This window comes from Patescibacteria group bacterium (assembly GCA_040390045.1).
Taxonomy (GTDB): domain Bacteria; phylum Patescibacteriota; class Minisyncoccia; order Phycocordibacterales; family SIBU01; genus SIBU01.
The window spans coordinates 1-26220 of sequence record JAZJZC010000001.1; the positions used below are offsets into that span (position 1 = coordinate 1).

The 26220-nt window shown below is 41.8% G+C and carries 31 protein-coding genes and 3 tRNA genes; 11 read left to right on the top strand and 23 right to left on the bottom strand.

All coding sequences use genetic code 11. The features are described from left to right. Positions 1 to 76: 76 nt before the first annotated feature. Positions 77 to 361 carry a 50S ribosomal protein L27 gene (rpmA, locus tag V4467_00005; GenBank protein ID MES2087364.1) on the bottom strand — a complete coding sequence of 95 codons (285 nt, stop codon included), beginning with the start codon at positions 359 to 361 and terminating at the stop codon, positions 77 to 79. A gap of 50 nt (positions 362 to 411) precedes the next feature. On the opposite strand from rpmA, the gene V4467_00010 reads away from it, so the two are divergent. The 7 genes from V4467_00010 to V4467_00040 all read left to right on the top strand — a co-directional run bounded on the left by V4467_00010 (position 412) and on the right by V4467_00040 (position 4428). Beyond that, positions 412 to 834 carry a hypothetical protein gene (locus V4467_00010; GenBank protein MES2087365.1) on the top strand — a complete coding sequence of 141 codons (423 nt, stop codon included), beginning with the start codon at positions 412 to 414 and terminating at the stop codon, positions 832 to 834. A 16-nt stretch (positions 835 to 850) separates the two neighbouring features. Beyond that, positions 851 to 925: transfer RNA gene (locus V4467_00015), tRNA-Val, on the top strand. Between the two features lie 291 nt (positions 926 to 1216). Further along, a tRNA-Pro gene (locus V4467_00020) sits at positions 1217 to 1287 on the top strand. A gap of 83 nt (positions 1288 to 1370) precedes the next feature. Then, positions 1371 to 2402, top strand: coding sequence for an AI-2E family transporter (locus V4467_00025; GenBank protein MES2087366.1), 1032 nt, complete (start codon positions 1371 to 1373; stop codon positions 2400 to 2402). Positions 2403 to 2427: 25 nt separating this feature from the next. Then, entirely contained in the window at positions 2428 to 3009 is a 582-nt protein-coding gene (locus V4467_00030; GenBank protein MES2087367.1) for a 3'-5' exonuclease, read from the top strand. 29 nt (positions 3010 to 3038) lie between these two features. Then, on the top strand, positions 3039 to 3680 hold the full coding sequence (locus tag V4467_00035) for a histidine phosphatase family protein (GenBank protein MES2087368.1): 642 nt from the start codon (positions 3039 to 3041) through the stop codon (positions 3678 to 3680). Between the two features lie 268 nt (positions 3681 to 3948). Then, positions 3949 to 4428 (top strand): hypothetical protein, encoded by a 480-nt coding sequence (locus V4467_00040; protein MES2087369.1) that lies wholly within the window; start codon positions 3949 to 3951, stop codon positions 4426 to 4428. A gap of 291 nt (positions 4429 to 4719) precedes the next feature. Here V4467_00040 and V4467_00045 read toward each other — a convergent pair whose 3' ends face one another. From V4467_00045 to V4467_00085, 9 genes are all read right to left on the bottom strand, one after another. Further along, positions 4720 to 4974, bottom strand: a complete 255-nt coding sequence (locus V4467_00045) for a hypothetical protein (GenBank protein ID MES2087370.1) — start codon at positions 4972 to 4974, stop codon at positions 4720 to 4722. Positions 4975 to 5001: 27 nt separating this feature from the next. Next, positions 5002 to 6285, bottom strand: a complete 1284-nt coding sequence (locus tag V4467_00050) for a peptidoglycan DD-metalloendopeptidase family protein (GenBank protein ID MES2087371.1) — start codon at positions 6283 to 6285, stop codon at positions 5002 to 5004. A 4-nt stretch (positions 6286 to 6289) separates the two neighbouring features. Continuing rightward, positions 6290 to 7636 (bottom strand): glutamate--tRNA ligase, encoded by a 1347-nt coding sequence (gltX, locus tag V4467_00055; protein ID MES2087372.1) that lies wholly within the window; start codon positions 7634 to 7636, stop codon positions 6290 to 6292. Positions 7637 to 7676: 40 nt separating this feature from the next. Next, positions 7677 to 8804 carry a UDP-N-acetylglucosamine--N-acetylmuramyl-(pentapeptide) pyrophosphoryl-undecaprenol N-acetylglucosamine transferase gene (locus tag V4467_00060; protein MES2087373.1) on the bottom strand — a complete coding sequence of 376 codons (1128 nt, stop codon included), beginning with the start codon at positions 8802 to 8804 and terminating at the stop codon, positions 7677 to 7679. Between the two features lie 14 nt (positions 8805 to 8818). Further along, a complete protein-coding gene (ftsW, locus tag V4467_00065; GenBank protein MES2087374.1) occupies positions 8819 to 9916 on the bottom strand; it encodes a putative lipid II flippase FtsW in 1098 nt (365 codons plus the stop codon). Between the two features lie 106 nt (positions 9917 to 10022). After that, the gene (locus tag V4467_00070) at positions 10023 to 11096 is read right to left on the bottom strand and encodes a hypothetical protein (protein MES2087375.1); all 1074 of its coding nucleotides are present in this window, start codon (positions 11094 to 11096) and stop codon (positions 10023 to 10025) included. Positions 11097 to 11139: 43 nt separating this feature from the next. Next, positions 11140 to 12096, bottom strand: coding sequence for a serine hydrolase (locus tag V4467_00075; GenBank protein ID MES2087376.1), 957 nt, complete (start codon positions 12094 to 12096; stop codon positions 11140 to 11142). After that, complete coding sequence (locus tag V4467_00080; protein ID MES2087377.1) at positions 12093 to 12659, bottom strand: SMC-Scp complex subunit ScpB; 567 nt, start codon at positions 12657 to 12659, stop codon at positions 12093 to 12095. Before V4467_00080 ends, V4467_00075 begins: the two co-directional genes overlap by 4 nt. A gap of 79 nt (positions 12660 to 12738) precedes the next feature. Beyond that, positions 12739 to 13470, bottom strand: a complete 732-nt coding sequence (locus V4467_00085; GenBank protein MES2087378.1) for a segregation/condensation protein A — start codon at positions 13468 to 13470, stop codon at positions 12739 to 12741. Positions 13471 to 13618: 148 nt separating this feature from the next. Between V4467_00085 and V4467_00090 the strand changes: the two genes are divergently transcribed. Then, positions 13619 to 14179, top strand: coding sequence for a hypothetical protein (locus V4467_00090; protein ID MES2087379.1), 561 nt, complete (start codon positions 13619 to 13621; stop codon positions 14177 to 14179). Here V4467_00090 and aspS read toward each other — a convergent pair. Further along, the gene (gene aspS, locus V4467_00095) at positions 14163 to 15560 is read right to left on the bottom strand and encodes an aspartate--tRNA ligase (protein MES2087380.1); all 1398 of its coding nucleotides are present in this window, start codon (positions 15558 to 15560) and stop codon (positions 14163 to 14165) included. The two genes, V4467_00090 and aspS, sit on opposite strands and share 17 nt — an antisense overlap. Before the next feature lie 324 nt (positions 15561 to 15884). Between aspS and V4467_00100 the strand changes: the two genes are divergently transcribed. Beyond that, positions 15885 to 16238, top strand: coding sequence for a hypothetical protein (locus tag V4467_00100; GenBank protein ID MES2087381.1), 354 nt, complete (start codon positions 15885 to 15887; stop codon positions 16236 to 16238). A gap of 41 nt (positions 16239 to 16279) precedes the next feature. Here V4467_00100 and trpS read toward each other — a convergent pair whose 3' ends face one another. From trpS to V4467_00135, 7 genes are all read right to left on the bottom strand, one after another. After that, positions 16280 to 17239: a tryptophan--tRNA ligase gene (gene trpS, locus V4467_00105; protein MES2087382.1), complete on the bottom strand. Its 960-nt coding sequence runs from the start codon at positions 17237 to 17239 to the stop codon at positions 16280 to 16282. Between the two features lie 228 nt (positions 17240 to 17467). Continuing rightward, on the bottom strand, positions 17468 to 18052 hold the full coding sequence (locus V4467_00110) for an NUDIX hydrolase (protein MES2087383.1): 585 nt from the start codon (positions 18050 to 18052) through the stop codon (positions 17468 to 17470). A gap of 265 nt (positions 18053 to 18317) precedes the next feature. Then, positions 18318 to 18392, bottom strand: a tRNA-Arg gene (locus V4467_00115). A 326-nt stretch (positions 18393 to 18718) separates the two neighbouring features. Then, positions 18719 to 19828, bottom strand: a complete 1110-nt coding sequence (gene dnaJ, locus V4467_00120; GenBank protein ID MES2087384.1) for a molecular chaperone DnaJ — start codon at positions 19826 to 19828, stop codon at positions 18719 to 18721. A gap of 198 nt (positions 19829 to 20026) precedes the next feature. Further along, positions 20027 to 20398 (bottom strand): hypothetical protein, encoded by a 372-nt coding sequence (locus V4467_00125; protein ID MES2087385.1) that lies wholly within the window; start codon positions 20396 to 20398, stop codon positions 20027 to 20029. Between the two features lie 12 nt (positions 20399 to 20410). Continuing rightward, the gene (dnaK, locus tag V4467_00130; protein MES2087386.1) at positions 20411 to 22312 is read right to left on the bottom strand and encodes a molecular chaperone DnaK; all 1902 of its coding nucleotides are present in this window, start codon (positions 22310 to 22312) and stop codon (positions 20411 to 20413) included. A gap of 10 nt (positions 22313 to 22322) precedes the next feature. Then, positions 22323 to 22838, bottom strand: coding sequence for a hypothetical protein (locus V4467_00135; protein MES2087387.1), 516 nt, complete (start codon positions 22836 to 22838; stop codon positions 22323 to 22325). 65 nt (positions 22839 to 22903) lie between these two features. On the opposite strand from V4467_00135, the gene V4467_00140 reads away from it, so the two are divergent. Continuing rightward, positions 22904 to 23155: a hypothetical protein gene (locus V4467_00140; GenBank protein MES2087388.1), complete on the top strand. Its 252-nt coding sequence runs from the start codon at positions 22904 to 22906 to the stop codon at positions 23153 to 23155. A 10-nt stretch (positions 23156 to 23165) separates the two neighbouring features. Here the strand turns inward: V4467_00140 and V4467_00145 are convergent, their stop codons facing one another. Both V4467_00145 and V4467_00150 read right to left on the bottom strand, forming a co-directional pair. Further along, positions 23166 to 23486: a hypothetical protein gene (locus V4467_00145; protein MES2087389.1), complete on the bottom strand. Its 321-nt coding sequence runs from the start codon at positions 23484 to 23486 to the stop codon at positions 23166 to 23168. Next, positions 23487 to 24074, bottom strand: a complete 588-nt coding sequence (locus V4467_00150; protein ID MES2087390.1) for a nucleotide exchange factor GrpE — start codon at positions 24072 to 24074, stop codon at positions 23487 to 23489. Between the two features lie 84 nt (positions 24075 to 24158). Here V4467_00150 and V4467_00155 point away from each other — a divergent pair, with 84 nt between their 5' ends. Then, positions 24159 to 24644 carry a hypothetical protein gene (locus V4467_00155; GenBank protein ID MES2087391.1) on the top strand — a complete coding sequence of 162 codons (486 nt, stop codon included), beginning with the start codon at positions 24159 to 24161 and terminating at the stop codon, positions 24642 to 24644. A 399-nt stretch (positions 24645 to 25043) separates the two neighbouring features. Here V4467_00155 and rpsI read toward each other — a convergent pair whose 3' ends face one another. From rpsI to rplQ, 3 genes are read right to left on the bottom strand one after another with little or no spacing between them, the layout of a single operon-like run. Further along, positions 25044 to 25451, bottom strand: coding sequence for a 30S ribosomal protein S9 (rpsI, locus tag V4467_00160; protein ID MES2087392.1), 408 nt, complete (start codon positions 25449 to 25451; stop codon positions 25044 to 25046). Between the two features lie 10 nt (positions 25452 to 25461). Next, positions 25462 to 25806 (bottom strand): 50S ribosomal protein L13, encoded by a 345-nt coding sequence (rplM, locus tag V4467_00165; GenBank protein ID MES2087393.1) that lies wholly within the window; start codon positions 25804 to 25806, stop codon positions 25462 to 25464. 7 nt (positions 25807 to 25813) lie between these two features. Continuing rightward, positions 25814 to 26164: a 50S ribosomal protein L17 gene (rplQ, locus tag V4467_00170; protein MES2087394.1), complete on the bottom strand. Its 351-nt coding sequence runs from the start codon at positions 26162 to 26164 to the stop codon at positions 25814 to 25816. Positions 26165 to 26220 lie beyond the last annotated feature (56 nt).

Genomic DNA, 26220 nt, shown 5'->3' on the forward strand with positions numbered 1-26220 from the left:
CTGAAAGCCCGATGCGCGATGCTTCGCTCGAATGAGCGCCTGCGGCGCTGGGGGTTTTGTTTTGTGGATATCCTAATTATTTTTTCTTGCCAACTACACTTACAGTCTTCTTAACCTTCGTCGTATTATCAAAACCTCGTTTTCGTGTGTGGCCATATGCAACAACTCCTTCCTTGAGAGCAAAGAGGGTGTGATCCTTTCCCAAACCAACGTTTTGACCCGCAAGAATACGAGTGCCACGCTGACGAACAATTACAGAACCAATCTGAGCAGATTCGCCTCCATAAAGCTTAATACCAAGGTATTTTGGATTTACATCGGTAAGGTTTTTCGCTGTTCCGCCGGCCTTCTTTGTTGCCATATAATAGTATTAAAGACAAAATTGAATAATATCGATATAATTTAAGTGCCATGAGTATAAAGGATTATTGGGAAAAAATCAAGTTTAGCAGCTGGCTTTCAGAGGGCAGCCAAAGGTATTACACGACAATCCTAATTATCCTTGTAGGGCTTAGTTCTTTTGGTCTGGGACGACTTTCCGTAGCGAATACTAGCCGTGAGCCCATTACCATTGAGCAGGGAAGTGAAGCAATCAAGAATATCGATACCACAAAACTACAGGCCACAGCCATTCAAAGCCTTGCGCCAACCCAACCGGCGGGAACGGCAAAAGCTGGTGGAATTGTTGCCTCAAAAAATGGCACCAAATATTATTTCCCGTGGTGTGGATCGGCAAACAACATTGCTGAAAAAAATAAAGTTTGGTTTAATTCGGAAGCCGAAGCGAGAGCCAAGGGTTACGAGCCGGCATCAAACTGTAAAGGATTAAAATAGACAAATACGCATATTTGCGTCTTTAGCTCAGTGGTAGAGCGTTCCGTTCACATCGGAAAGGCCGTAAGTTCGATCCTTACAAGACGCACCAATTTAATTTCTACTTGTAAAAAAATCTCATTTGGATAATACTAAATATCCGCGATGGAGTGGCAATCGCGTCTGTGACTGTGTACTGGAGTTACACCAACACAGAGGCGCCGAGTGTGCGTTGGATTTTACTCCAAAATCTACAAGGAGGTATATCCACGCTCGGCGCTAACCCTTTTCTGGATGTTCTTTTTCTTGAATCCAAACCGCGAAAACTATTCGCGGTTTTCTTTTACCCAAAATTTGCCGACTTTAATAAATCTGTTACTATTCTCGTTGAAACAACGGGTTACGGAGTGTAGTATAACGGTAGTATGTACGATTCGGGTTCGTACGATCCGGGTTCAAATCCCGGCACTCCGACAATAAATCAGACCTCTGATCCAGGGACTTTTAAAAAACCTATGCTATTATATATAGTGTTGTTTTAATAATTTCAGCTCGAAATGTATACCAACAAACTAGGTTACTATTTTTTAATTTTTTTAATAACCGCCATCTTCGGACTTTCTGCTTTTATTTTCTGGCCATTTTTTGGCGCCTGTGTACTCGCCGTAGTTTTTGGAGTCATTTTCCAACCCGTTCACAACAAGATTCTTCAATACACCAAAAACAGCCGGATGTTTTCGGCTCTTTTGACAACCATCATTATTATATTGGTCGTCATCACCCCAATTTTCTTTTTAGGAATGCAGATTTTTCAGGAAGCCCAAAACCTTAATCTCTCAACGGACTCTCAGGGCGGTAGCAACATCGTGTCGACCATCACAGCATTCACCTCGAAAATCGAGAGTACTTTTCCTTTTTTAAAAAATATTACGATTGATATCAACCAATATCTCAGAGGTATTTTAGGTTCTTTGACCCAGCACTTTGGAGACATTTTTTCCAGTTTTGCCAAACTCTTCGCCAACATATTTATCTTTCTTTTCACGTTGTATTACATTTTGAAAGATGGCGCGGAAATTAGAAAATTCGTAGTCAAATTAAGCCCATTACCTGACAGAGACGACAACATTATTCTGAACAAGCTGGCGCTCGCCATTCACTCCGTCGTAATCGGCAGCTTACTTGTTGCCGTTATTCAAGGAGGGGTGGCCTCGATTGGATTTTTAATTTTCGGCTTGCCAAACGTCATCTTGTGGGGAATCGTAGCAACATTTTCCGCCCTTATCCCTGGCGTTGGCACTTCCTTGGTTCTTATTCCCGCTATAGCATTTCTGTTCTTCACCGGACACACTGTGCAGGCGATTGGCTTATTTATTTGGGCGGCACTCGCAGTTGGTCTCATCGACAATTTTCTCAGCCCGAAACTACTCAGCCGCGGAATGGAATTGCACCCTCAAATTGTTCTTATCTCAGTCTTAGGCGGACTGATGCTATTTGGACCGCTTGGATTTCTAATCGGACCACTAACATTAAATTTACTTTTTGCTCTGCTTGATATTTATTCGCACGTGACCAAGCCGACAAACTAATCGCACACCGCGTTTTACCATCTCAATGATTATTATTGATGTTGAAGCCTCTGGAGTAAGCCCCGAAAAAGATTCGCTGGTCAGTGTAGCCGCGATTGATTTTACCAACCCAGAAAATCGCTTTTATGAGGAATGTCGAATTTGGGATGGCGCGCACATTGAGGAGGATGCAATGGCAGTAAACGGATTTAGCCGAGAAGAAATTACAGATCCAAACAAAAAAACCGATAGGGAAGTGGTGATTGATTTTTTAGCGTGGCTTGAAAAAATCGAAGAAAAAACTATTGCAGGACACAACCCCTCATTCGACCGAGACTTTCTGCAAGCCACCGCTTTTCGAAATCACTTGAATTGGCCACTGGCCCATCGCACGATTGACCTCCATTCAATCTGCTACTTCGACATGATCAAAAAGGGAATTGAGGTTCCTATAATCCACGGCCACTCAGCGTTAAATTCCGATGCGGTTTTTAAATATGTCGGGCTACCTGAGGAACCGAAACCACACAACGCACTGACTGGTGCACTCATGGAAGCTGAGGCCTTCGGAAGATTATTTTACGGAAAACCTTTCATGGAAGATTTTGCAAAATATCCTCTATTGTGAAAGAATACTTCCTTAGCTTTTAAATAGTAATGAAAGAGGGTGGAACTACAACTATATACCTTCTCCGACATGCCCAAACGGAACACAATGAAAAACAGATTTTTCAGGGACATTTTGATGGAAAAGGTACTCATGTAACTGAACAAGGAAAAAGGGATTTAGAGGGATATCTGAAGCGCTTCGAAAAGGTCTCTTTCTCAGCTATTTTTTGTTCAGACCTAACTCGCTCTCGGCAAACCGCAGAAATTTTTTCCAAAAAATTTGGCCTACCCGTACTTGCAACGCCTCTATTGCGTGGAAAGCGCATGGGTCACTATGAAGGAACGTTTGTATCAGACTATCGTATCAAAAACAAAGAAGTCCTTGGCAAAATGCACACGCTCTCGGAACAGGAACAATGGGATCACAAAATGTCCAAAGAAATGGAAAGTAACGCGGAAGTATTACGACGCCTTATGATTTTTTTGCGAAATGCTACTGCAACCTACCCTGGTAAAAATATTCTAGCCATAACTCACGGCGGAGTGATCCGAAACCTGCTTTTCTATCTTACATGGGCTAAACAACACGAAATGCGAGCTGGAAGTGTCAATAATGGCGGCTACGTTAAGCTAATTTTTGACGGAACCACGTTTAAAGCAGAGGAATTATTCGGAATTGCGAAAAATTAGGTGAATTTTTGGTAACCAACCGATCAACCTACCCAAATCGGTTAAAAGTGGTCTAAAGTATTTTGCCTGAAAATCCTAAAATATGGCCTTAAATAAGGTTATTTTTTGCCTTGGATACTACGGCAAAACTCTAAAAAGTCTTGACAAACTAATCCATAAATGCTAATATGTTAGTACATCAGACCTAAAGTCTGGTGTTTTAATTTATCAGGCGAATCTCGACCACGAATGTTAACTATCCCGTTGAGAGAGTTTGGTAAACAAAATTATGATAGAACTTACTACAAGCGCTTTCATGATCTTCTCAATGCTGTATAGTTCTGTATCGCCTACTGTACAAAACAACGTAGACTACAAGACCTATAAGCAAACTGAGGACATCACTATCGTTGACGGAGTGGCTCTTGAGTCAGCTCCAGTGAGCGCTAAAAATAACGTAGAAATCATTGTGCGTGAATATTTTGAGGATACGCCGATCTTGGCGGAAATCGCGAAATGTGAATCACAATTTCGACAGATTGGTTCAAGTGGTAACATTATTCGAGGTAAGGTAAACAAAAGTGATATTGGGGTGATGCAAATCAACACCTACTATCACGCTAAACAGGCTGAGAAGCTTGGGCTTGACCTAAACACCCTTCTAGGAAACATGGCCTATGGAAAAGTTCTGTATGAAAAAGAGGGAACTGCTCCATGGATTTCATCTTCACCATGTTGGAATAAATATGTTGCGATGAATCGAAAATAAAATAAAAGCCCGGCGACATGGTCGCCGGGCTTTTATTTTTTTAAATTTTATTTGATTGAGAAGAGGGAGAAATAAATTTTAATTTTTAAAATCTAACGGTGTCTGTGTGCAGAGTAGAAAAAGATATCGTGCTAAAAGGGGACTAATGCCATTCCAATTCGCTCACGCTCATAGGAACTGCGTGTCGCACAATATATCTTTGCGACCACATACTACCTACAAGCCCCGAGACTTGGTGGCCGAAATCTCTAGGAGATCTTACCTACTTCAACCTGATCATTATAAATTAGCCTAAAATAAATTGAGAATTTTTTCCCAAATAGATACTAGAAATTCGACGCTCTTTCCCCACGCCAAGATCGCAGGTTGAATTACAAAATCATTAAAAAAAGTTACGAATAAATTCCAACCGTACGCTAAATTTTCTTTGACAACTGGCAACGTCACAATTTTCTCAAAATTGAGTCCAAAATATCCTAAAATAATCAAAATCGCCACAATCAGAATGATGAGCTTGATGAATCCTCGATTAGGGTTGGTTTGCATCGCGGGTGATAAATTTATTGCTAAAAATTAAAGATATAACAAAGGGTTTAAATAGGCGTTCAAACTACCAACGGGCATGATGTATGTAGCGTTGCAACTCTTACTTGGCCTGCTTACAATCTCTACACCTTGACTCGCGTACACCGTAAAATGTAGATGTGGGCCGGTGGCGTATCCGGTTTCGCCGCTGTATCCTATTATTTCACCAGTTTGAACCTCCTGACCGGCAGAAACTTTAATGACCGAAAGATGCGCATAGAGCGTCGTCAGACCGTTGTGGTGATCTATGAGTACCCATTTGCCATAGGACGCATTTGGACAGGCCGTATCAGTGTTGCCAGTACCCAAAACTTTGCCTGACAGGGCCGATTTAACGGGTGTGCCGATAGATGCGGCAAGATCAATACCGTTATGCCCACGACCATTATAAGCCTGGACATGACTGCGAGCAAAATCGGTATCCCCAAATTGCTGCGTAATTCTTACCTTATCAAGCGGCCATTTTAGAACTCCTGAGCCAGTTTGAGGCAAACTCGATGGATCAATGGCAAACTTAAGCTGGGACTCGAAGCTCAGTAATTCTTTTTCAAACGAATCTCTGAGAGCCTGTTTCTGTGCTAAAATTTTTCTATAGGCCTCCTCCTGGCTCTTTGTTTGCACAAGTAGTTTGTTTGTCTGGGTTTTATTATATTCCGCCACTTTTTTCTTATCAGTGAGACTATCCGCCAGAGTAACCAAACTATCACGGGCTTTTTGGGACTGGAGCTTGCTATCCTCCAACTGTGACTTCAAAGTTTTTAGCTTAGCAAGCTCGCTGTTTAAACTTTCATTGAGCTGACCGAGCGTTTCAACACGATCAAGGAAACTAGAAATACTTTTGTAGGTCAAAAGCGTCTCAACAAGTGAGGTTGATTCTTCCTCGTCAGTTTCTGCCAAGGTATTCGAAATAGATTGAACAGATTTTTTTATTGAAGTTTCAGAATCAGAAATCTGAATATTGAGTTTCTGTATTGAAAGATTAGCGGATGCAATCTTGTTTTCAAGCGAGGAAATTTCAGCAGAAAGCTTCTTTCGAGTTAGTTCAAGCGCAGCGATTTTACTTTTAAGCGTCTTCCCTTCCGTGCTCGTTTTTTCAACTTGGGACTGGTACTGAGCAATCTCAACTTCCAAATCTTTTATAACCTTGTTTCGTTCGTCAATTTTACTTTTGAGATCCTCAATAAGATCAGCATGAACCCGTGGCACAGAAAAAATCGACAGGAAAAACAATCCGAGCAGGAATACGCAAATTAATTTTAAAAACTTGTGCATTCCTCTATGATAGCAAATTTATGGCTTGAATGATTCGTTGTGCGGTTTCTTCCTTACCTAAAAGTTCAGAAAGTACAAAGGGGTCAGGTGATTTTTCCTTGCCGGAAAGACTCATCCGGAGAGGCCATAAGACCTCTCCCCTGCCCTCTTTTTCCGCATATGGCCACAAAACTTCTTTTGTTGTCAAACGATTAAATGATTCGGTTGGAATATTTTTCAATAACTCTAAAACTTCTGATAGACGAGTTTTGGTTTTTACCAAATCCCCTATCCCTTTCCACAAGAGGGCATTTTTTTCGAATGTTGGTTTTCCAAAAAAATAATTATAATCACCGGTCGCAATTGAATCCGCCAATTCTTTGAAATTAGAAATCCGTTCGGACATGACCTCGATTAATTGAGGTTTTTGTTCCAAAGTTTTTATTTGGTCATCTGATACTCTTTGTGTGAGATTGGCAATCTTCTCTTTTGGGGAAAGTTTTTGAATGTAGTGTCTATTAAACCAATTAAGTTTCTCGACGTTGAAAATTGCACCTCCTTTTTGAACTTTTGAAAGATCAAACACTCTGACCAATTCTTCCAGAGAAAAAACCTCTCGGTCATCTCCAGGGTTCCATCCTAAAAGTGCCATAAAATTAACAACAGGTTCAGAAAGATAGCCGAGCTTACGATAATATTCAAGCGCTACGATTTCGCCATGCTTGCGTTTTGATAATTTGGTTCGGTCTGGTGCAAGCACAAGGGGAAGATGGGCAAAAATTGGCACCGGTGCGCCAATAGCCTCGAATATAAGGATGTGGCGGGGGGTATTTGAAATGTGATCCTCACCACGGATAACGTGAGTAATACCCATCTCATAGTCATCCACCGCAACAGCGAGATGAAAAATTGGCTCGTCGAGTGATTTTGCAATCACAAAATCACCGAGCTCAGTCGTATCAAATTCGATCGGACCACGGATCATGTCGACAAATGTAACTACCTTGTTCGGATTTTTAAACCTAATAACTTCGGCACGTCCGCCCTCCACAACAACCTCTTCCTTTGAAACAAAAGCTTTTCCTTCTGTAATAAGCTTCTCAATGTGTTTTCGGTAGATCGCGCTACGCTCCGACTGCCGATAGATCTCGTCATACTCGAGGTGAAGCCAACTCATTGCTTCTAAAATTGCATCATCAAATTCTTTTTTTGAACGCTCTCTATCGGTGTCTTCAATACGTAAAATAAATTTTCCATTATGCTGCCGTGCGAATAGATAGGCAAAAAGCACTGTCCGCACACTTCCCATATGCATATATCCCGTCGGTGACGGCGCGAATCTGGTTATTACTTTTTTATCTGTTGTATCCATCTTAATTCGTATATTCGCACGGATTCGTTATTAGTAGTATCTATACTTCGTGCGACAGTCCAATTTCAAGCAATTTAAGCGCAATGATATCTGCCGCATCAACGCGAGCAAATTTTGTTGCACTCTCCCGCATCTTGGCAATTAAATTTACGTCAGAAAGAACTCTCTCAATTTCATGCAAAAGAATATGTGGTGTTAAGTTCGTTTCCTCAATGACCACAGCGGCTCCGCTTCGTGCGTAATTAAACGCGTTGCTGGTCTGGTCGTGGCTGACTGCTTCATTCAGTGGAATAATAATTGACGGCACTCCCCATGCTGCAATTTCAAACAAGGTTGAACCACCACGAGAAATTACCAAATCGGCAACGCCCGCGGATCTTCGTAAGGTCATTTCGTTAAGATATTCGAACGGTTTATATCTGGTCTTAAGCGGTGTCTTTTCCAAAATAACTGACGTGGTGCCTGACACCTCCGCGTAATTATTTTTCCCAGTCTGATGAATAATTTGAAATTTTTCAACCAACTCTGGAAGAATTTTAATTAAGGTTTCATTTATTAATCGTGAACCTTGAGAGCCGCCGAGAATTAAAATGATCGGGATATTTTTTTCAAGCTGTAGAAATTCATGAGCTCCAGTACTAGAAACACTTATAATATCGGTCCGAATAGGATTGCCGGTATAGGCAGTTTTTTCTTGTGGAAAATAATGGGCTGCTTCAGGAAAAGAAACGGCGATATCCTGAGCAAATTTCCCAGCCCACAAATTTACTTTGCCAGGAATACTATCTGACTCGTGAATGACGATTGGAATGCGAAAAATTCGGCCAGCAAAAAGCGCAGGAAAACTGGCGTATCCACCTTTACCAAAAATAACGTCTGGATAAATTTCAAAAACTTTCCAAAGCGATTTGATGACACCAAAAAAAGTTCTTACGAGATCAACTACATTTTTCAGTGAAAAATAACGGCGTAATTTACCGGCGGGCATCTTTACAAAATTTATATTATTATCAAAAAGAGCTCGACTATCGTACGGTTCATTGGCCATGTAGTACAATGCCGGCGGTAAAAGTCGTTTTTCTTTAACGGTTTTGTTTATGGATTGAGCAACCGCGATAATTGGGTAAAAATGCCCTCCCGTCCCTCCGCCTGTAAATAAAATTTTCATTCGTGTTGGTGACGTTAATTTTTTCTAAACCGTGAAATATTGAGAATAATTCCCACTTCAACGAGAGCCATGATCATAGCTGATCCACCGTGGCTAACAAAGAGAAGCGGCAGGCCAGATAGGGGCATCACCCCAAGCATTGAGGCAATGTTCATAAAGGAAGCCGACACGATAAGTATAACAATCCCAACAACCAAAAGTCCACTAAACGTGTCGGGGGCTTTTGTGGCAATTCGAAGTGATCTCAGTGTAAAAAATAAGAACAATAAAATTAGAAAAACTCCGCCAAAAAATCCGAATTCTTCAGCGGCAACTGCAAAAATCGAATCGCCTATCGGTTCTGGGAGATAGGCAAATTTTTGAATACTTTGGCCAAAACCTCTACCGAAATATTCCCCCGAACCAATCGCAATGAGTGACTGCTGAATCTGATAACCGGCGCCAAGTGGGTCGGATGCGGGATTTAAAAAGGTTTGAAATCGGCTCATAAGATATGGCCGTGTATAGACCAAAAGCGCTAAACCCAAAATTGAGCAAAACCCAAGTAACGCCAGATGCCTGAACCGCCCGCCAGCGACAATAAACATACCAATCGTTGCAAGGAAGATACTAATAAAAGTATCAGTATCCGGTTGTTTTAAAAGAATAGCTCCAACCAACGCCAACAAAATTATAATGGGGAGAATCCCCTCCTTGAAAGAGGTGACGGCATCCTTGGTTCTTGCGAGCCACGCGGCCATATATATAACAAAACCGATTTTAAGAAATTCCGCAGGCTGAAATGAAGCTGGGCCAATCGCGATCCAACGACTACCTCCTCCGTATGCTCGTCCAATGCCGGGAACAAAAACCAAAATAGTTAGAAAAATTGAAAATAAAAAAATATAAAAAGAATAGCGCCTCCAAAAATTGTAATGAACTCTTGAAAAAACAAAGGCAAACACGACGCCAATACCAACCGCCAATAATTGTTTTGAAGCTACAGAAAAAAAACTGGCACCGTTGCGGGCCAAAAGTCCAAGTGAGGCGGAGGAAAAGATCAGCAAACCAAAAACAATAAGAACTGCAACTATACTTAAAAATATTTTATCAACTGGTTTAGATTTGGCCATATACCGCAAACGAACAAAATTTTCGCTTGCGATTATTGTAACACGCAAAAATACATTTCTACATTTCCGAAAGCTATCAGCTGTAAGCTTCAAGCTTGCAGCTTCTTTAGCCAATCATAACCACGATAAGTCCGATTGCGGCGCAGATCACACCGATGACCCAGTACCGCATCGTAACTTTTGAGCCAGGCCAGCCGATGGCTTCAAAATGATGGTGAAGTGGGGCAACTTGAAAGACTTTTTTACCATTGCGAAATTTTTTAGATGTAACTTGGATGATATTCGACAACGTCGTAGCGACGAGCGGAAGTGCAATAATCGGCAACACCGCAATTCCCTTCCCTTCTCCGAGCGAATCGGTCATAAAGGCCACAATGGCGAGCGTAATAGTAAGTGACATGCTACCAGTTTCCGACATATAAAAACGAGCGGGAGGAATATTGAACCAAAGAAAAGCGAGCAACCCGCCAACAATTACCGCGCAAAAAGCCGCAAGATCAAATTGCTGTTGATAGAAAGCGATCACCCCGTAGGTACTAAAAATAATTGAAAAAATTCCTCCCGCTAATCCGTCGATGCCATCAATGACGCCGCCTGAGTAAATGGCTACAGTTACTAAAATAAAAAATGGAATAAATAGCCAACCTAATTGGACATCACCTAAAAACGGCATCGTGGCACTCGATACATCGAGCTTGAAATAAAACCAAAATGAAGCAAGAAGGGCGACGCCAGCCACAACTAGTAAGCGCTTCCGTAAAGACAAACCGCCGGCAGCCCATCCTTTAATCTCGTGAATTTCCATATAGTCATCAATGAGACCCACGAAAGCACCGACGAGGAGTGCGACAAGTGGAATCCACGTCTGACCTCGACTCATAAAATCAAATTTACGAACCGCATCGGTTGGAAAAATTTTTGCAAGCGACCAAATTACAAACATGGTAACTGTTGCAGAAAACCAAATTACTACACCACCCATCCGTGGAGTTCCGACTTCTTTGTTTTTGTGCAACGCATTAAAAATTGGAGTACCACGGCCATCAATAGCAATGGTCTTAGCTTTCTTTTTCCACATCGAATGCTTGTACAAAAAATCTGTAAAAAAAGGCGTCACGGCAATACCGAGAAAAAATGATGCGGTGAGGGGTAAAAAAACTTTTACAACATTGGTAAGCATAATGAGGGAAGTATACGATATAAAGGAGTAAGAATAAAATATTTTAATTCTGGTTCAAATAATCCAACGTAGCATACACCAACTTTTCAACATCAAGAAATCTTCCCTCTTCAGTAGAGCCTAACACAGACACAACGATAGGGTGATCAATTCCCGCATCAAAAACAATGGTTAGATTTCCTCCAGCCAAATCAGTAAATCCAGTTTTCGAGGCTAGGAGTGACGGAATTTTTGAAACAGAAACATTGGTGTTGTGAACATCGTGCATCTGGGAATCCAGTGAGCTAATCTGCTGTGTAATTTTACGAGTCGAGTCTAAAAGAGTTGGGTAGGTTTTCACTGCGTAAGCAAAAAGTGTTGTCATGTCTTTTGCCGAACCATAGCCTCCAGAAACTGAAGGACTTTGGTCGAGTCCGGTGGGATTTAAAAAATAAGCCTGAGTCATACCAATTTTCTTGGCGGTCTCATTCATGGCCTTGATAAACTCTTCAGTGCCTAAACTATCTGGCACCCCATGACGCTTCACTGCGCCAGCTACCGAGGCGATGGCACTGGCGCCATCATTTGAAGATTCAAGGAGGGTCAAATCTAAAAGATTTTTAAGACTAAAACGCTCATTTTCAAGCAACCCGCTATCCCCTTCTGTGTTAAGAAATTCTGAATGTATGGTCACGATAGCGTTTTCGGGCAACAAAGATAGCGCAGTAACAGCCATCATCACTTTCGTTAATGAAGCCAAAGGTAACTGAGCGTCTCCATTAAGACTATACAATGCTCGATTTTCTTTTACATCATAGACATAGACGGCTTTAGCCTCCAATGCGAGTTTTTCGAATACTGAAGCAACGGGAAGTATGGGAGCAATCTGCTGTTCCCCGTGTATTTGAAAATATCTGGTATAGACAATCAAGGCAATTATCAATATCAAACAAAAAAACCCAATCGTAAATTTGGGATCAATGATTTTGAAAAGTTTTAAAAAACGTTTAACCTTCTTCATGAGATGAGAGCTTCGGGGTTGTGGACCTCGCTTTCCTTGACCGCTTCGGAAAAGAGCTCAATTTCTTTTTTTACAGTACCATATTCTGGCAAATCTTCAATCTTTGCGATGCCGAGGTGCGACAACAGATCAAAGGTTGGTTTATATAAGAATGATCGCAAATCCTTGGGGTTTTCTACTTTTTCCACCAGGCCCCTGATCAAGAGATTTCTTAAAATAAAGTTGGAATTAACTCCGCGAACATAATCGATCTCTCTGCGCGAAATAGGACCTTGGTATAAAATAATTGAAAGGGTTTCAAGACCAGCTTTTCCAAGATCGCGAACTAATTCTTCCTTTGCCAACGTTTCAATAAATTCTGACGAAGCTGGAGCGGTTCGCAAAGCCACTTCATCTTCCTTACGCATGAGCACCACCCCCCTATTTTGAAATTTTTCCTCTAAGATGGTCAATGCGTTTTTAATTTCCTCCTCAGTCACTGAAAAAATCTTTGCGATTTTCGCAATTGCGATCGGTTCGGCTTTCCAAAAAAGTAGTGATTCAATTTTTGCGTCAAGATTCATGTTTTTAAAAAAAGAGGCGACAACAGTGTACCATTTATTTCGTAATTTTACATTTACATACCAGTGGATAAAGATTTATTTAATGACTGCCATAATCCGGAATTGAAATTTTGTCCGTTTCCATCAAAATGTCATCACCATGCCGTTCCTGAGTGACAGAAATTACACCTTGCTTGACCAATTCGAGCATCGCTAAGAAACTGACAATCACATGAACTTTGTTTGCCTTATCTGATTTAGAAAATTCCTTGAAACTCATGCGCAAACTATCGCTAACGCGCTTGGTCAAATGAGTAATCATTTCTTCGAGACTCATGACCTTTTGAACCAAAACCTTTGGCAAGGTTTCAACCTTTGGAAAATTTTTCAAAACGTCTTTAATGGCCGCAAAAAAAGAAGCGGTCGTCATAGAAGCGTCTGGAGAAAATATCGGTTCAACTTTACGAGGTTCCGGTGAAAAAGAAACTTCTTTGCCAAAACGTTCTCGAATACCCGCTGTCAGTTCTTTAATTCTTTTATAGATTTTGAGACGTCGTTCCAAATCCTTAATATCACCTTGTTCGTCAGTTGTTAATTCAAGCGTAGGCAGAAGGGATTTTGATTTTATCAAAACCAAAGTGGATGCGATCAAAACAAAATTGGCGCTGTCGGCAATGGGAAAATTCTGCAATGATTTTACATGTTCTAAATAATCATCCGCTACTTTTGCCAGCGAAATATCATTGATAAAAAGCTTCCTCTTTTCAATGAGGTCTAAAAGAACGTCGAGTGGTCCTTCAAAACTTTTCTGTTTTACTGTAAAGGCGTTCATCTTATCCGTTGGCTCTACGACACCTTACTATCATACACGACATATAGTAGAATTATACAAATAAATCACGCTGTAATCCATGCAACTTAAAAAATATCGATCAACTTTTTTAATAATCGCCTTTATACTAAATCTAGCTACAGTTTTTTTGACTTTCACAAATTCCGGTAAAACCAACATCAACCCGAATCAATATAAATTTCTAGCCTTTCCCACAAAAGAAATTGATGTTTATAAAACACCGGCACTGAATGAAAAAATGGACACTTTGTATCGCGCCGTTACGATTGATTACGCCGAAAAAGATGCCACTCATCTATCTGTGATAATCGGTGAAAAGGATGGTTTTATATCAACTAAGGATTTACGATATATACCAACCACAGATAAAGATTTACTAATTTCAAAATGGAATGATGTACTTCCACTTATGGGCTATACCCGAGGTGTTTGGCAGTCAACGAGAAGCGGCCTAGAAACCCGAGTTAGTCTTGAGTTGGTTGATTCCAATCACGCACGATCCCGCATATATGAGTACACTACTGATGGTAGCAAAATTATTTCTCTAGGTTCAACCCAAACGCGAAGCGGTATTCTTTACGGCGCAATCGTGATTCAGTTTATCTTTTTCACCTTTCTTATTCTCCTCATCGCCTTTGTAGTCTTCAGAAATTTTAGAGAAAAAACTGAACCTACTTTTCGAGCTTAATCCCAAGCTCCTTAAGTTGCTTTGAACTGACCTCTGAAGGAGTGTTCATCATGAGATCTCTTCCCTCTCCAGTTTTTGGAAAGGCGATCACCTCGCGAATGTTTGGCTCGTTGGCCAAAAGCATAACCAATCGATCAATTCCTGGAGCAATTCCACCGTGGGGCGGCGCACCGAATGAAAGCGCATCGAGCATGTGACCAAAAGATCCAGCAATTTGCTCGGGAGTCTGACCAATTATTTCCAAAACTTTTCGAAGCATTTCTGGTTTGTGATTACGAATACTGCCGCCACCAACTTCGCTGCCGTTAAGCACAATGTCATACTGCGTTGTTAAAATTTCTCCAATGTTTTCTTTGTTGGCAAGCATCTGCTCGTGTTCTGGTTTGGCGCTCGAAAAAGGATTGTGGGTAAAAGTCCAACCACCCTCATCAGTTTTTTCAAAAAATGGAAAATCGAGAACCCAACAAAACGCCAAGAGGTTTGGATCATTTTTATCTGCGCGTAAGTCGGGTTTGTCTGATCCGTATTTTTCCATGGCTTCCTTGTATGTCAGTCTTGGAAAAGGAACTGTTTGAATTTTTTTGTGCGGCGTTACTTCTGTAATCATTTCGATATACATTTTTTCGGTATGGCGAAGAACATCCTCTTGTTCAACAAAAGACATTTCAAGATCAAGTTGCGTAAATTCTGGCTGGCGATCGCCACGGGAATCTTCATCACGGAAACATTTAGCAATTTGAAAATATTTTTCCAAACCGGCAACCATCAAAAGTTGTTTGTACTGCTGGGGTGATTGCGGTAGCCCGTAAAATTTTCCTTTATACAAACGTGAAGGCACAACGTAATTTCTGGCGCCGGTCTCAACGTTTGCTTTACTCACAATCGGTGTTTCAATTTCGACAAAACCGTCGTTAGAATAATATTTACGAATGAACCTGATTACTTCATGACGCAACCTCATGTTTGAGGTCATGCGCTTGCGGCGAAGATCGAGATAGCGATACTTAAGCCGTGCTTCCTCGCTGATGTCGGTTCCCTCTCCCCTGACGTCAAATGGAGGCGTTTGGGCTTCGTTTAGAACAGTAATTGAAAGAATTTCCAGCTCAACAGTGCCGTTTGGTTCGTCTTTGTTGACCATTCTTTCTGGGCGCTGATTGACCTTACCAGAAACAGAAACAACCCACTCAGAGCGGAGTGTGGTCGCCGTGGCGTGTGCTTCGGCATGACTCGGCAGTGCTACCATTTGGACTTTTCCAGACATGTCTCGCAGGTCAATGAAAATAAGTTTGCCGTGATCGCGACGAACATCTACCCAACCGGCGATGGTCACTTCCTGTCCAACTTTCTGCGGGAGTTCTTTAATGTATGTTCGATTTTGCATAGGGAAAATAGTAGCAAAAATAGAGCTTTGTGTATATCAAAACGGATCATTTAAAAAACTTGACAAAAATATATTTTATGTAAATATTCGAACCGGAACAGTCTCCGATTGACCAGGTTTGTCCTGTTCATTGTCATAATTGTATGAGCCTCTAAAAAACTTGTCGAGACAAGGAGTTAATGAGCGCTGTTCTGAAAAGGCAACATGAAGTATTGCGTATACTATAGGATGTACTATTCGAGCCGTCAGGGAACCGGGCGGAAATTTGGGCTTGAGTTCCAAGTGACCCTAAACGGGAATACAATCCCCCGAATCGGCGAGGGTATGATGTTTCCTTCAATTATTCCCGCTCAAAACAGGCCGGTGGAAGACACCGCGATGTGGTCCTACTGGCATCGCTGGGATTGCCTTCTTTGGTTAGGCGGGAGCAAACTTTCACCAGGGAGAGTGGTGGACGTCCAGCATGGTCCATCGTCTGAAACTCAGACCTCTAGCACTTTTTTCTCGTTTTTTGATCCCGTGCTTCATCCGGCTGTTACTGTCGTCGTTCGTGACGAGGAGTACTTCTTAACTGACGAGCTGGCGGCCACGTACCGATCCAGGCTAAACCAAGCGCTTGGGCGCCAAGCTGCCATATCTTTTCGAAGCGAGCGTGAATTGCCAATCAGGCAACCCTAAGAATTTCGTAAACCACCTACCCCAAAGGTTTGGTGGTTTTTTTAATATAATTTAACGCCAATTTTTTCCTGAACGATTTTCATTTTGGTTTCCGCGGCCGCGGAAGCTTTTTCTCCGCCAGTTTTTAGAATTTTTAAAACTGAAACAGGATCTTTGGCCAAGGCTTCGCGTTTTTCGCGCAGAGGTTTAATAAAATTTTTAATATCGTCAATTAAAGCAACTTTTAAATCTTTGTACTTCCCCGCTTTTTCTCTATACAAAATTTCCAGCTCGGCTTCTGTGCGAAATAGCTTGTGAATCTCATAAACATTTTTTGGAACACCACCGGAAGAATCGGTCACAATACCCATCACGGCTTTTTCAATTTCCGCATCGGTAGCAAACAAAGAAATAGTATTACCGTAACTTTTACTCATCTTTCTGCCATCGGTTCCTGGGACAATCGCTACCGCCTGTACAATCATCGCCTCAGGCAATCTGAAGGTCTCACCATACACACGGTTAAATTTTTCTGCGGTGTCGCGAGTGATTTCAACATGCTGTTTCTGATCAGCTCCCACAGGCACTACCGCCGTGTCATACAGCAAAATATCCGCCGCCATAAGCATCGGGTAATTGAAAGTTCCTACACTGATTTCTTTATTTTTCGCTTCTGCATCTTTGTATGCGTGCGCGCGCTCGAGAAATGGCACGGTCGTGATCGTATCAAAAATCCATGCAAGCTCGGTGTGCTCTGAGACATCGGATTGCTTGAAAATAACCGCTTCGTTTGGATCAAGCCCAATAGCAAGATAATCGAACACAAGATCGAGAATATTTTGTCGCATTTCTTTTGCGTTTTGTAGGAAATTTAAAGCATGATAGTCAGCAATCATGAAATAGCAATTGTGCGCTTTTTGGAGATCAACAAATTGCTTCATGGCACCGAAATAGTTGCCAATATGTGGGCGGCCGGTGGGTTGAATACCAGAAAGTAGGGTTTTTTTGGAATTTTTTTCCATCCCGTTAGTGAAAAATGGCATCGTTTGCTGTTCAGCTCACTTCACCATATTTAATTAAACTAAGTCTTGTAATTCAAACTTTCGCGATACATTTAAAATCTCGCTGTAGCAAACAGCAATGCCATTTTCTACTACGGGATCCATATGGGAAATCATAGCAGAAAGGAAGGTTTTGTAATAGGGTGTATTTTCTTTCGCCTGAATAAGGTGAATTGGTTTAAACCTAGGCTAGTTTGACCTGAACAAAGTACGTAAAGCTTCCATTTTTTCAGGATACAATTTCGCTTCTAGAAATTTAGGAAGCATATCGATACCTCTAAAATTAGGATCACTGCCTATCGTCATAAATTCATCAAAGCTTACGGGATACGGATCGATTTTTTCGCCGGGGTCAAGATTCATTTCTGAAACCTTTTTCAAACCCTTGGCGACAAGAACGTACACCGCCCACTCCACTTTTGACACAGGCTGGTGAGCTTCCCACAAAATAAATTCATTTGCTTCGTAACCGGTCTCTTCAAGTAATTCTCTTTTGGCGGCTGTCAAAACATCTTCATCTTTTTCAATTCTACCACCGGGTGCGCTGATAAACTTCTGCTTACTCGGCTGTTCCTCATTAATTAACAAAATTTTTCCGTCGGGAAGCACAGGAAAAACCACGACGGTATCAGGCCGTTTTACTTTTTCAAAAATAGCTTTACTGCCGTCAAACACTTCTTGCTCCCATTGGTATACATCAAACATAATACCCTCAAAAACTTTTCGCGCTGTTTCGGGAATGGGTTGACTTGATATTGGTCGAGGAATTTTCATAATCGCTACATTTTAACATACTAGATAGAATGGTGCTCTCGGCAGGACGCTTCGCTATCGAACTCCTTGGAAAAATTTTTGCAGGAGTATCTCCCTCGGCTAAAACTTTTCCGTCGAAAAGTTTTGCCTGGGCACCGGCTCGAAAAATTTTCTGCTGAAAATTTTATACTCCGCCGTTCGATTCCTGACGTAAGCTCGTTTAGAGCTTACGTCAGGAATCGAACCTGCATCATTCCCTTCGCCCCAGTAAAATGTCCTTACAAATTGGTGTCCCTAGCAGGAATCGAACCTGCACCACTTCCTTCGGAGGGAAGTATTCTATCCATTAGACTATAGGGACATTTACGGGGCAAGGAGTGCATATCCTACCTGCCCCGTAGCGAACTAGTCTTCGACGTTCTGCTACTGGGGTCCATTGAACGACGAGAGCATAGGTGCCAAAAGATTAGCATAATTTTTGACGTTGGACACACCTACATTGATTGTACACGGCCGTGGTCAATCGATGTAGGTGGAGGTTTTTTGTTGATAGCTAGGTTTTTGATAATTTTAATAAATTGTAAATAGGTAAACAGAAAATACAAAACTCCCCGGCCGCGCTTTTTGCGCGGCCGGGGAGTTTTCCTTAACTTTCCAACTTTATAACTTTTAAACTTTCAACTTATTTTATATTCCTTCGCGGCGAAGCTCCTCCACCAATTTCCTCCCCTCCTTCGAAAGTTTATGCGGTAATTTAATTTGCAGATGAATAAGCAGGTCTCCGCGACGTCCTTTTTCGTATGGCACACCTTTTCCTTTCACTCGCAGAATTTCACCATGAGAAACTCCCTCGGGAATTTTTAGTTTAATTTCCCCATCAAGTGTGTCGAGTGCGTATTCTTCACCGAGAAGCGCGCTGGAAAGTTTCAGTGACAAATCCATCGTCAAATCAATATTCTCCTTTCTAAACACTGGATGCTTTTTAACATGTACCTTTATATAGAGATCGCCTGTGGTTCCTCCCTGCACACTTTCCCCCATACCAGTCAATCGAATCATTTCGCCGTTATCAATTCCTGAAGGAATTTCGACAGCAATTTCCTGCTCTTTTTTTACCACCCCTGCACCGTAACATTCCGGACATTTTTCTTTTGGAACTTTTCCCGCGCCATTACATTCAGTACACGCGAGAACGGTAGAAAAATTGCCCAACATTGATCTTTTTGTTTCGTGAATTTTTCCTTTGCCGTTACAGGTTTTACACGTATGCATTTCTGTACCACGTTTTGCGCCACTACCCTTACACTCGGTACAGGTTGAAGTTTTGTTGAGAAGGATTTTTCGCTCAGTACCAAAGATTGATTCTGAGAAAGACAGTTCAACATCAATTGAGATGTCTCGGCCACGTTTTACTTTTTGACGTCCACCGCCGCCGCCAAAAATATCTCCGAAGATATCTCCTAAATCAAACTCAAATCCATTCTGCGAGAAATCAAATCCGCCATTCTGACCGCCGAATCCGGAAAAGTCGAAACCACCGAAGCCTTGCGATGCTCCTTGTGAAGGTCCGGCGCCACCAGCAAAAGTTTGACCGTAGGTATCGTACTCTGCGCGTTTTTTGTCATCGGAAAGCACCGAGTATGCCTCGCTGGCATCTTTAAATTTCTGAGAAGCAGCAGCATCTCCCTTGGTTTTATCAGGATGATACTGATGCGCCAATTTGCGGAAAGCTTTTTTGATTTCATCCGAAGATGAACTTTTGTTTATTCCCAAGATGTTGTAGTAATCCTTTGCCATAATAATTTAATTATACATTACCGAATTAAATGTCGCGCGCCCCGTACTGAATCGAGTCATCGAGATTCTAGTACTGGGGTAATAATTTTTGGCCATGGGTTAGTTGTGAGATTTAAGATTAAAGATTTAAGTTGGAGAGTCGAAGATAAGTATAGGGCAGCATTCAAGATTGCAACACTTGACAAGTGCTTGTTTGATCTAAGCTGTTTTTGTTGTGTCACTACTCTTTTCGGTCTTTTCCATCATTGCCTTTTGTCTTTCTTTATATTCCTCTTCAGTAACACACCTTTCCTCATACAAACTCTGATATAAAGCAAACGCTGAAGCGTGGACTGCCCATATTGCATTACACACATCATTTGTTGAATGATATCTACCCGACAGATTATCAGATACAATTCGACTCAAGGCTTGACTCAGTCCGCTTGCATCTTGCATCCACACTTTTACCTGTGACTTGGTTTTCTCTTCTTGATTTTGGGCCTTTGAGTATTGCCATACCGAAGCGCAAAGCAGAATAACACTCAATATAGTCGACACTACTGACCACCAAAAAATAAATTCATTCATTGTATTGGTGGATTATTTCTTATCTCCTTCCTTGAACTCCGCGTCCCTCACATTCCCATCCCCACCCTTATCGTCGGAAGGCTTTTGTTCTGCCGAGGCCGACTGTTCCTGCGCAGCCTTCGCCATTATTTCACCAATTTTTTGCAATTCACTTGAAAGCGCTTCAGTTGCAGTTTTGATAGCGGCGATATCTGTTCCAGATTTTGCCGTTTTTAATTCTGCAATTTTATCTTCAATGGTTTTCGCTACATCTGCCGGCACTTTATCTTTATTATCCTTCAAAGCTTTTTCTGAAGTGTAAATTAATTGCTCTGCAGAATTTTTAATTTCCACTTCTTCGCGCTTTTTCTTATCATCGGCATCATGCGTTTCCGCATCTTTTTTCATCTTTTCAACTTCTTCTTTGGTCAAACCGCCACGCGCTTCGATGCGAATTGAATTGGCTTTTCCTGTTGCTTTGTCTTTGGCAGTAACATTGAGAATGCCGTTGGCATCAATATCAAACGTCACTTCAATCTGGGGTAAACCCCTTGGTGCTGGCGGAATTCCTCCAAGATTAAACTGTCCGAGAGATTTGTTGTCTCCCGCCATCGCTCGCTCGCCTTGGACCACATGTACTGTCACATCAGTTTGATTGTCAGCTGCTGTTGAGAAAGTTTGCGAACGCGATGTTGGAATGGTGGTATTTTTTTCAATGAGTTTAGTAGCCACACCTCCCATAGTTTCAATTCCGAAAGAAAGTGGAATAACGTCGAGAAGCAAAATATCTTTGACATCTCCGCGCAAAATTCCCCCTTGAATGGCCGCACCAATTGCCACCACTTCATCTGGATTGACTCCCATGTGCAATTCTTTGCCGAAATAATCCTTAACCGCTTTTTGCATCGCTGGCATGCGAGTCTGACCTCCAACCAAAATTACTTCATTAATCTGATCTTTTTTGAATGGTGATGCTTCCATAGCACGCTTGGTAATTTCCATCGCGCGATCAAGAAATTCCTGAGTTAACTCTTCAAGTTTCGCCCGGGTCATGTTAATCAAAAGGTGTTTTGGACCTTCTGCGCCGGAAGTAATGAAGGGAATGTTAACCTCAGTCGAAACTGCTGTTGAGAGCTCAATTTTGGCCTTTTCAGCGGCTTCATCGAGTCGCTGGAGAGCTAGGGCATCTTTACGCACATCAATTCCCTCTTGCTTTTTAAACTCATCAGCAAGCCAGTTGATAATTTTCTGGTCGATATCTTTTCCTCCGAGGTGGGCATCACCATCAGTTGATTTTACTTCTACAACATCATCACCGACTTCAAGAACGGAAATATCAAAGGTTCCGCCTCCGAAGTCGAAAACGACAATTTTTTCATCCTTCTTTTTGTTAAATCCGTACGCAAGCGCCGCGGCTGTTGGTTCATTGATAATTCTTTTAACATCAAGTCCTGCAATTTTTCCGGCATCTTTCGTAGCCTGACGTTGACTGTCATTAAAGTACGCAGGTACGGTAATGACCGCCTCAGTTATTTTTTCTCCGAGTCGAGCTTCAGCGTCATTCTTCAATTTTGTTAGAATCATCGCTGAAATTTCTTCCGGTCGGTACCACTTGTCTGACATTTTCACTTCAATACCACCGTTGTCAGATTTTCGTAATTCAAATGGTACTGAAGCTTTATCTTTTTGCACTGCCGGTTCGTCAAACGTGTGTCCAATGAAGCGCTTGATCTGATAAATAGTATTTTTCGGATTGGTCACACCTTGGCGCTTCGCCAAAAGTCCTACCAGCCGCTCACCAGTTTTTGATTGTGCCAGAATAGATGGTGTGGTGCGCGCGCCTTCTGCGTTTTCTAAGATTTTTGGTTCCCCCGCTTCCATAACCGCAACGGCGGAATTGGTGGTACCAAGATCGATTCCAATTATTTTACTCATATGTTTTTAGTTAATTTTTAATATCTGTGCTAAGTTTAATGTCAAATTTGCTCGGCTCCTGACTCAATAAGAAATTTGACATAAGATTTCCTGAAGGATTTTCAATACACGCATCATAACCATTATATCCACTTGATACCGAGGCAGCTCCTGTCTCTCCAACGTTTATGATGACTTTTTTTGATTCTGGCCTCTTGTCTACATCAGTGTTTATTTTCAAACACAAAATTCTAGGTAAATTAGTACTTTTATTTGCTAATATACTAATTGTAGCTTTATATGGCCAGTCGGTATTATTGTTCTTTTCTAGAATATACGTTGATGTATAAACTGCAGGTGTATCAACAAATTGATTTAGTGTAGAATTTGGGGAAGAAACTACGTTCTGTTGTAATGTCAGGTTACCTGTTCCACTAGTTTGAGTTTGCGGGGAACTTGCAGAAGAACCTGAATACTGCCACCATCCAATAACCGCAATAATGACAGCTACTAAAATCTCTGCAATTTGAGGTGTGGTTAATTTCATATTTCTATCTACTTGTATTGACTAATTATTTTTTATCTAATAAGGTGACTAGAGATATCGCTACTATGAAATTAATTATAACCTGTGATTTGTTAGTACCTGACCCTGCCACAATCGGCAAACCTCTGATTGGTCACAACCTGATCCCAGCCGGTACCCATGAGGTGGAAAGAGTTCCAAACCCCTGGCCAGCGGCAGTAGACACATTTATTGTTCTCAAGGGAACTCAAATCGGCGCTGGAGAACAATACCTGAGATCTCTTGAGGGTAAAGATTCTGCAGGTGTGACCTACAAACTGTGCGAGCTTAAAGGCTAGCGCAGTTTTTTTATCGAGATGGAGCGCGCGTTGGTTGGCTTACAAAAAATTCTAGAGTATTGAAAAAAGGAGAAACGGCATTATAAAAAGCCTTCTTGTAGGAAATAATTGCTGGCGATTTTAGGGAATTTCCAGATAAACAATGAGAAAAGCTGGTAGCTGATAGCTTACAGCTGATAGCTTTCTGAGAAGAGATAGGACTAACAGAAAGCAGATGAACTTTAAATTCACCGTCGGATTCAACCACAAGAAACATAGCGCGAACCTGCTCGCCAGTTTTGGTGGTAAGTATTCTTTGGACAATTTTCTGTTGTGATTTGATTGCGAGCATTTATTTTTTACTCTCTCCTACAACAACTTTTGGAGCCTTAATTACTCTTCCATTGAACGAATACCCAACGTTGTTGACCGCCACAATTTTCTGATTTTGTTTTTCTTCAGTAACTTCCTTAAATTCTACTGCTTCATGAAGGGTCGGGTCAAACGTATCGCCTAGCGGGTTTAATTCTTTGAGACCATTACCTTCCAAAATTCCTTTAAGTTGGCTGGCTATGTATTCAACTCCAACTCTCCAGTTCTTATCAACCTTCTCCCAGGCTTCTTTGTTACTAAAAGCCATATTAAAACTTTCAAGAACCGGTAAAATTTCGGTAATTAAATTTTCCGCAGCATATTTTCTGAAACGATCATTGTCTTCTTGATCGCGCTTGCGGGCATTTTGAAATTCGGCGGTTCCGCGTTGCCACTTGTCGAGATATTCTTGTTTTTCTTTCAAAGCGACAGCCAATTTCTCTTTCAAATCAGCAACAACTTCAGATTCTGACTTACCGAAGCCAGCTTTTTTTGGTGCAGCATTTTCCGCTCCTTCCGGATCGGTTTCGTACTTAATATCGTCTTCGTTTTGAGGTTCGTTTGACATAAAATCGTGAATTTGACCGATTACAACAATGATGTTAGCATAATTTTAGATCGTTTGCAAGAAAAAGACTGAAAGATCCACGACATGAAAAGCAAAACGCTTAGATGGAGCCTTGCCCTGATCCTGATGGCGAGTTTTGTTGCCGTAACCAGTTTGCCAGGATGGTTTGATGTTCCCTACTGGCCATTTGGGATTGTTGGAACGTTCGTTGCCCTAGGAGTATTGGTGCTTTGGAGCGCTATTCCAAATGGAGCGTCGCGACCGGAAAGTGAACTACCCGTCGGAAAAGTTCTCAACGTCTTTATGAGTATGAGAAGTGGCTCCCACCACTATGTGGGTTTATACCACTTATCAGCTATTGGTATTTTCCATGAATTTTGGCATTTCGGGCATCTTCCAGTTGACGTAGTGGCTGGAAGCAAAATCGTATACCTTGACGACCCTCACCTATACCTCAAAGACTGGGCCGACCAGAAGGTGGTCATGATCCTCTCTGAAAAGGGGCGAGCGAGAGCAAAAGAGGAAACTGCTACCGTAGATGGACGGAAAATTTCAAGGCTGGCAACTTAAGTTACGTTTCTCAACCGCGAGCAGTCTCCTGCTCGCGGTTTTTTATTTATCGCTTAGTCCATTTTCGACGCTCCGCTCCTTGGAAACCTCGTCTACAGATGCCTATCACGACCGATAGGCCAGGTTTTCCAACAATCTGCCTGTCACTGATCTTTTCCTGCTGGAAAAGTCAGCGACCCCTCCTCGCGCCGCCGCGCTCCGGCCTTGCATATGTGCCCCGCACATATTCACTCCACGGGAAAACCGGAGTTTTCCTTACAGGAACTGTACACCTTTCACATTCTGCAGACAGAACGTTCAAGGTCTTGCAGAAGCGAAAACTTTCGCTTCTTCACCCGACCCCTTTCTCACTCCTCAGTGAAGCAAGCAGAAAAAAATCCCCAAAAGGGGATTTTTTTCTTATCGCTTGCTCCACTGAGGAGCCTTTCTTGCTTTCTTAAGACCGAATTTGCGGCGTTCTTTCATGCGAGGATCTCGTTTGAGGAAACCAGCGCGTTTTACTTGCTTTCGGAGTTCCGCATCGTAGATGATAAGCGCGCGAGCAACACCGTGGCGAAGCGCCTCGGCTTGGCCGTTGATACCTCCACCGATAATTTTTGCTGTAACTTTAAATTTTTGAACGAGCTTTGTTTCAGTAAAGGCTTCAACAGCAACGTGTCGAAGTTGAGCGGTTGTAAAATAAACATCAACATCCTTGTCGTTTACGACACAAGAACTTTTTGCGGCTGGAGTAATGCGAACACGCGCGATCGCGGTTTTGCGTCGTCCGACAGTTTCTATGTATCTCTGTTTTTCTTCCGTAACCATAATTGTATGTTTACTCTTTGACTGTTAAATTCTTCATGATAATCGGTCGCAATTTGTTCGAAGGAATCATTCCGTACACTGCAAGTTTGAAAATTTCTGCGTACCCTTTTTGCTCAATGACATTTTTCATTGATGGAGCCTTGAGACCACCTGGGTATCCAGAATATCTGACGTACTTCTTTTGCAATAATCGCTTTTCGTTAATATCAGCTTTTGATGCGTTAACGATTTCTACCGTACCTCCTGAAACTTTATTGCGAACAAACTCAGGATTATTTTTCCCAATAAGATAGATGGCCGCCTCGCTGGCAACTCGTCCCAATTTTTTTCCTTTTGCGTCGATTGTGTAATTCATAAAAATATTAAACAAATTCAATTACGGCCATCGCTGCTCCATCACTCAATCGGCGAGGCAACTTTATGATTCGGGTATACCCTCCTGCGCGCTTTTCGTATTTTGGTGCCAAGTTTTTCATCAATTCCTCTGCTCCTCGTTCAACTCCCAATCGAGAAATCAAAAGTCGGTGAGAAGCAGGAGTTTTCATTTTTGCTTTTGTGACCAATTTTTCAACAAACGGTCGAATTTCCTTAGCTTTGGCTTCGGTGGTGGTAATTTTTTTCTTCATCACAAGAGAAAGAGCGAGCGATTTAATGAGCGCGCTTCGCTTGCCTGTTTTTAGTCCGAATGTTCTTCCTGCTTTGTGGTGTTTCATAAGATTTATATACTAATCAGCGAATTTATACGAATCTACTAATAACTACTAATTCT

Bases quoted from the DNA above. Each gene is read 5' to 3' on its own strand.
- rpmA (MES2087364.1), bottom strand. From the start codon at position 361: ATGGCAACAAAGAAGGCCGGCGGAACAGCGAAAAACCTTACCGATGTA.
- V4467_00010 (MES2087365.1), top strand. From the start codon at position 412: ATGAGTATAAAGGATTATTGGGAAAAAATCAAGTTTAGCAGCTGGCTT.
- V4467_00025 (MES2087366.1), top strand. From the start codon at position 1,371: ATGTATACCAACAAACTAGGTTACTATTTTTTAATTTTTTTAATAACC.
- V4467_00030 (MES2087367.1), top strand. From the start codon at position 2,428: ATGATTATTATTGATGTTGAAGCCTCTGGAGTAAGCCCCGAAAAAGAT.
- V4467_00035 (MES2087368.1), top strand. From the start codon at position 3,039: ATGAAAGAGGGTGGAACTACAACTATATACCTTCTCCGACATGCCCAA.
- V4467_00040 (MES2087369.1), top strand. From the start codon at position 3,949: ATGATAGAACTTACTACAAGCGCTTTCATGATCTTCTCAATGCTGTAT.
- V4467_00045 (MES2087370.1), bottom strand. From the start codon at position 4,974: ATGCAAACCAACCCTAATCGAGGATTCATCAAGCTCATCATTCTGATT.
- V4467_00050 (MES2087371.1), bottom strand. From the start codon at position 6,285: ATGCACAAGTTTTTAAAATTAATTTGCGTATTCCTGCTCGGATTGTTT.
- gltX (MES2087372.1), bottom strand. From the start codon at position 7,636: ATGGATACAACAGATAAAAAAGTAATAACCAGATTCGCGCCGTCACCG.
- V4467_00060 (MES2087373.1), bottom strand. From the start codon at position 8,804: ATGAAAATTTTATTTACAGGCGGAGGGACGGGAGGGCATTTTTACCCA.
- ftsW (MES2087374.1), bottom strand. From the start codon at position 9,916: ATGGCCAAATCTAAACCAGTTGATAAAATATTTTTAAGTATAGTTGCA.
- V4467_00070 (MES2087375.1), bottom strand. From the start codon at position 11,096: ATGCTTACCAATGTTGTAAAAGTTTTTTTACCCCTCACCGCATCATTT.
- V4467_00075 (MES2087376.1), bottom strand. From the start codon at position 12,096: ATGAAGAAGGTTAAACGTTTTTTAAAACTTTTCAAAATCATTGATCCC.
- V4467_00080 (MES2087377.1), bottom strand. From the start codon at position 12,659: ATGAATCTTGACGCAAAAATTGAATCACTACTTTTTTGGAAAGCCGAA.
- V4467_00085 (MES2087378.1), bottom strand. From the start codon at position 13,470: ATGAACGCCTTTACAGTAAAACAGAAAAGTTTTGAAGGACCACTCGAC.
- aspS (MES2087380.1), bottom strand. From the start codon at position 15,560: ATGCAAAATCGAACATACATTAAAGAACTCCCGCAGAAAGTTGGACAG.
- V4467_00100 (MES2087381.1), top strand. From the start codon at position 15,885: ATGATGTTTCCTTCAATTATTCCCGCTCAAAACAGGCCGGTGGAAGAC.
- trpS (MES2087382.1), bottom strand. From the start codon at position 17,239: ATGGAAAAAAATTCCAAAAAAACCCTACTTTCTGGTATTCAACCCACC.
- V4467_00110 (MES2087383.1), bottom strand. From the start codon at position 18,052: ATGAAAATTCCTCGACCAATATCAAGTCAACCCATTCCCGAAACAGCG.
- dnaJ (MES2087384.1), bottom strand. From the start codon at position 19,828: ATGGCAAAGGATTACTACAACATCTTGGGAATAAACAAAAGTTCATCT.
- V4467_00125 (MES2087385.1), bottom strand. From the start codon at position 20,398: ATGAATGAATTTATTTTTTGGTGGTCAGTAGTGTCGACTATATTGAGT.
- dnaK (MES2087386.1), bottom strand. From the start codon at position 22,312: ATGAGTAAAATAATTGGAATCGATCTTGGTACCACCAATTCCGCCGTT.
- V4467_00135 (MES2087387.1), bottom strand. From the start codon at position 22,838: ATGAAATTAACCACACCTCAAATTGCAGAGATTTTAGTAGCTGTCATT.
- V4467_00140 (MES2087388.1), top strand. From the start codon at position 22,904: ATGAAATTAATTATAACCTGTGATTTGTTAGTACCTGACCCTGCCACA.
- V4467_00145 (MES2087389.1), bottom strand. From the start codon at position 23,486: ATGCTCGCAATCAAATCACAACAGAAAATTGTCCAAAGAATACTTACC.
- V4467_00150 (MES2087390.1), bottom strand. From the start codon at position 24,074: ATGTCAAACGAACCTCAAAACGAAGACGATATTAAGTACGAAACCGAT.
- V4467_00155 (MES2087391.1), top strand. From the start codon at position 24,159: ATGAAAAGCAAAACGCTTAGATGGAGCCTTGCCCTGATCCTGATGGCG.
- rpsI (MES2087392.1), bottom strand. From the start codon at position 25,451: ATGGTTACGGAAGAAAAACAGAGATACATAGAAACTGTCGGACGACGC.
- rplM (MES2087393.1), bottom strand. From the start codon at position 25,806: ATGAATTACACAATCGACGCAAAAGGAAAAAAATTGGGACGAGTTGCC.
- rplQ (MES2087394.1), bottom strand. From the start codon at position 26,164: ATGAAACACCACAAAGCAGGAAGAACATTCGGACTAAAAACAGGCAAG.